The organism is Streptomyces durbertensis (genome assembly GCF_014156695.1).
Lineage (GTDB): Bacteria > Actinomycetota > Actinomycetes > Streptomycetales > Streptomycetaceae > Streptomyces > Streptomyces durbertensis.
In genome coordinates, this window is record NZ_WMLF01000499.1 from 1 (window position 1) to 3642 (window position 3642).

Below are 3642 nucleotides of genomic sequence, written 5' to 3' on the forward strand. Positions count from 1 at the left end.
GGGCGGCGGGGGCGACCTCTTCGAGTTCCGCGCGGCCCTTGAACGGCAGGCTGGTCTCCTGGAGCACAAAGCCGTAGAGGTAGCTGTCGATCAGTGAGAAGGCGCTTACGGCTCGGGGGACGGAGAAGCCGGCGGCGCGGAGGGCGCCGAGGACCGCGTTGTGGTGGCGGAGTGTCGCGGGACCGGGGTGGGGGCGGGAGTCCAGGAGGCCCACGGCCCAGGGGTGGTTCAGGAGCACGGTGCGAGCGGAGGTCGTGCGGTGGCGCAGGGCGTTCTGCCAGTCGGGGCCGTGGGGAGGCAGGTCGATCTCGGCGAAGACGGCGTCGACCATGCCGTTCAGGAGGTCGTCCCGTCCGGCGACGTGGTGGTAGAGCGACATCGCTTCGACGCCGAGTCGCCCGGCGACGGCGCGCATGGTGAGCGCGGACGTCGTGCCCTTCTCGTCGGCCACCGCCATCGCCGCGCGGATCACCCGGTCGCGGCTGAGCGGGGTCCGCGCCGTCGTGCGGCCGCGGCGCGGCGGCTTCTGCTCCCCCATGTCGGTTCTCCCCTCCGGGTATCCCTGCGGTTGACCGCCTTACCTCGTAAGGCTACCGTTCCTTACAGTGTAAGGTTCACGGGCGACGGAATGGGAGAGCGTGATGAGGAAGGTCTGTGTTGTCGGGGCTTCGGGGAAACTGGGGCGGTACATGGTCCGGCACGCCCTGGAACGCGGCTACGAGGTGGTCGGCGTGTGCCGGGAGGTCAGCGTGCCCAAGCTGGCCGAGTTCGAGGGACGGATGACCATCGTGCCCGGGGCGACGGACGACCCCGAGGTGATCCGGCGCGCGGTCGCCGACTGCGACGGCGTCCTGACCGTGCTGTGGCCGCGCGGCGTGCGGCAGTACTCGTCGGGCACGGCGCAGGCGGTGCTCGACCACGCGCGGCCGGGCGCCCGGCTGGTGTTCTCCTGCGGGTGGCACATCACGCGGGACGGGCAGGACCGGTACTCGCGGATGTTCCGGATAGGGCTCCGGGCCGCGACCGTGATCACCAAGCTGCTGCGGTTCGCCGAGGTCGACGACCAGGTGGAGGCGTGCCGTCGGGTCTTCGACAGCGAGACCCGGTGGACGGTCGTGCGCGGCAGTTCACTGGAGGAGGGGCCCAGCCAGGGGCTTCCGCTGTGGAGCCGGCACGTGGGCGACCCGGTGCTGGCCAGCGACCTGACCCGCCGCGTGGACTTCGCGCTGTTCATGGTGGAGGCGCTGGCGGACGACTCACTCGTGCGGGAGGCGCCGGCGATCGTCGGCCGGCTCAGCGCGAGCGCCCTCGCCCACGGTCCGAAGGTGTGACGGCGACGGCGGTTCTGCTCAGGCGGTCGGCGCGGCGGTCATCGCGAGGGCGAGGTTGTTGCGGGAGGTGAAGACCGGGCGGAGGCGGGTGGCGCCGTGGGTGGGGTGGTCGAGTGTGACGGCCGGGTAGCGGTCGGTGCGGCGGCGGTCGGGGATGTCGCCGGCGAGGCGGCCGAGGGGGACGGTGTCGCGGCCGGGCCCCGGGCGGTAACGCAGGTCCCACACGGCGTCGCGGGCGGCCGTGCGGTGTTCGAGGGCGGTCGCGTAGCCGAGGGAGAACTCGATACGGGACGGGTCGTCGGCCGCACGCACCGGGATCTCCCATTCCGGGCCCGGGCCGCAGGCCACGACGCGGGCGTCCGGGCCCTGGTCGGCCCCGGCCAGGAGCCGGGCGACGACGGTGACGGCGTGCTCGCCCGCGAGGACCTGCTCGACCTCCGCGTGCGCCGGGCGCAGCCAGGTGCGCAGGCCGAGGTGGCCGTCGGCCGTGGCGTACGGGACCCAGTGGGCGACACGGCCGCCGTCGGTGGCGAGCGGCAGCGTCACCAGCGCGGCGGAGTCGAGCAGGGTGACGGCCACCGGGCGGGCGAAGTCCGCGCGGGCGGGGTTCGGTTGAGTGCGAGGTTCCAGGCGGCAGTCCCAACGGCCCTCGGCGAGTGCGTGGTCAGCTCGGGAGAGGAGTACGCCGTCCGCTCCGTGGTCGGCGATCGGCAGTCGGACCGCGTGGTCCCCGGCGCCGCGTCGCCGGAACACCAGTTCGCTGTCGCGGAGTTCGGTGGCGCTCACGGCGGACGGGTCGAGTAGGACGCGCAGGGAGCCGTCCTCGGTGACCGCGCAGCGCGCGGGCAGCGGCGGCGCCTGCGGGTCGGTACGCCGGGCGGCGTTCCGGCGGCGGACGGCGACGAGTTCCGCGACGGCGGCGACGCCGCGCCCGGTCGTCTCCCCCAGCGCGAACGCCGCGCCGGAGAGGACGTCACGCGCCGCACCGGGCTGCTTGCGGCGGGACGACGGGGCGGGGCGTGCCCGCTTGCCGGTCAGGTCGGTGAGGAAACGGGTCCAGCGGTCGGCGAGGTCGGCCGGGTCGTAGCGGCGACCGGTCGCCAGGGCGGCCTCGCCGAGGCGGCGCCGCTCCTCCGGGTCGTCGACGAGCCGCAGCAGCGCGTCCGCGTAGGCGTCGCTGCCGCCTTCCAGCGGCACCAGCAGGCCGTCGACTCCGGGCGTGACGATCTCGGCGGGGCCGAACGGGCAGTCCGTGGAGACCACCGGCACCCCGCAGCGCATGGCCTCCACCAGCGTCATCCCGAACGACTCGCCGTCGGAGGAGACGGCGGCGATGGCCGCCTTTGCCCACTCCGTCTCGATCGGGGCGTGGGCGCCCATCAGCCGGACGCGGTCGCCCAGGCCGAGCGCGTCGATGCGGCGGCGCAGCCGGCCCTCGGTGCGGCCGCTGCCGTAGATGCGCAGGTCCCACTCCGGGCGGACGGCTGCGACCTTCGCGAACGCCTCGATCAGCCGGTCGTACCGCTTGATGGGGATGAGCCGGCCGACCGCCACCACGGTCCGCGAGTCCGCCCGCACCTGGGGGTGCGGCGGCTGGAGCGGGTCGACGAGCGGCGCGGGCACGGCGTTGGGCAGGCCGACGACCTCGGCGCCGCCGTCCGGCGGCAGGGCCGCCCGCCACTGCCGGGCGTCGGCGTCCGAGACGGTGACGTAGGCGTCGAGGCGGGCGACGGCGGCCAGCATCTCCGCGCGCAGGTCGGGGTTGTGCGAGTCGAGGGTGCGGTGCTCCCAGCCGACGCGCAGCTGGTCGGGCCGGCCGTACTCGGCGAGGTAGCCGACGAGCAGCGGCCGGGTCGCGATGACAACGTCGGCGCGGCAGCGGCGCAGGTGGGCGGCGACACGGTGGTCGGCGAGCCGGCTCGGAGGCACGGCGCTGCCGGCGGGGCCCGGGTCGTGGAACATGGTGCTCGGCCGCCGCCCGTTGGGGTGCGCGTACCGCCACACCCGGTGCCGGGCGTCGATCAGCGGGGTCAGCCGGACGCGGGGGTCGAGCGGGAAGCGCGGGCTGTCGGCGCGCCGGAAGACGCTGACGACCTCCACCTCGTGGTGCTCGCTCAGCGCGGAGGCGAGGTTGGCGACGGCCCGCACGGTCCCGCCGATGCCGTACATGTTGTAGACCAGAAAAGCGATCTTCACCTGCGGCCTCCCGGCGAGGGTGCTCGCGGGGAACGGACACCGCCCACCCGAGGACGGCGGCACACGTTCCCGACACAGAACGGGCGGATCCCCCATGATGCGCGCGCCCGGCCCC

At 74.8% G+C, this 3642-nt stretch carries 3 protein-coding genes; 1 reads left to right on the forward strand and 2 read right to left on the reverse strand.

The genetic code is table 11. The features are described from left to right. Positions 1 to 538: TetR/AcrR family transcriptional regulator (locus GL263_RS23320; RefSeq protein ID WP_228456767.1), on the reverse strand; the 538-nt coding region annotated here is incomplete at its 3' end. Positions 539 to 641: 103 nt separating this feature from the next. Here GL263_RS23320 and GL263_RS23325 point away from each other — a divergent pair. Next, positions 642 to 1331: an NAD(P)-dependent oxidoreductase gene (locus GL263_RS23325; protein ID WP_182857717.1), complete on the forward strand. Its 690-nt coding sequence runs from the start codon at positions 642 to 644 to the stop codon at positions 1329 to 1331. 18 nt (positions 1332 to 1349) lie between these two features. Here the strand turns inward: GL263_RS23325 and GL263_RS23330 are convergent, their stop codons facing one another. Beyond that, positions 1350 to 3527 (reverse strand): glycosyltransferase family 4 protein, encoded by a 2178-nt coding sequence (locus GL263_RS23330; protein ID WP_182857718.1) that lies wholly within the window; start codon positions 3525 to 3527, stop codon positions 1350 to 1352. Between the last annotated feature and the right edge of the window lie 115 nt (positions 3528 to 3642).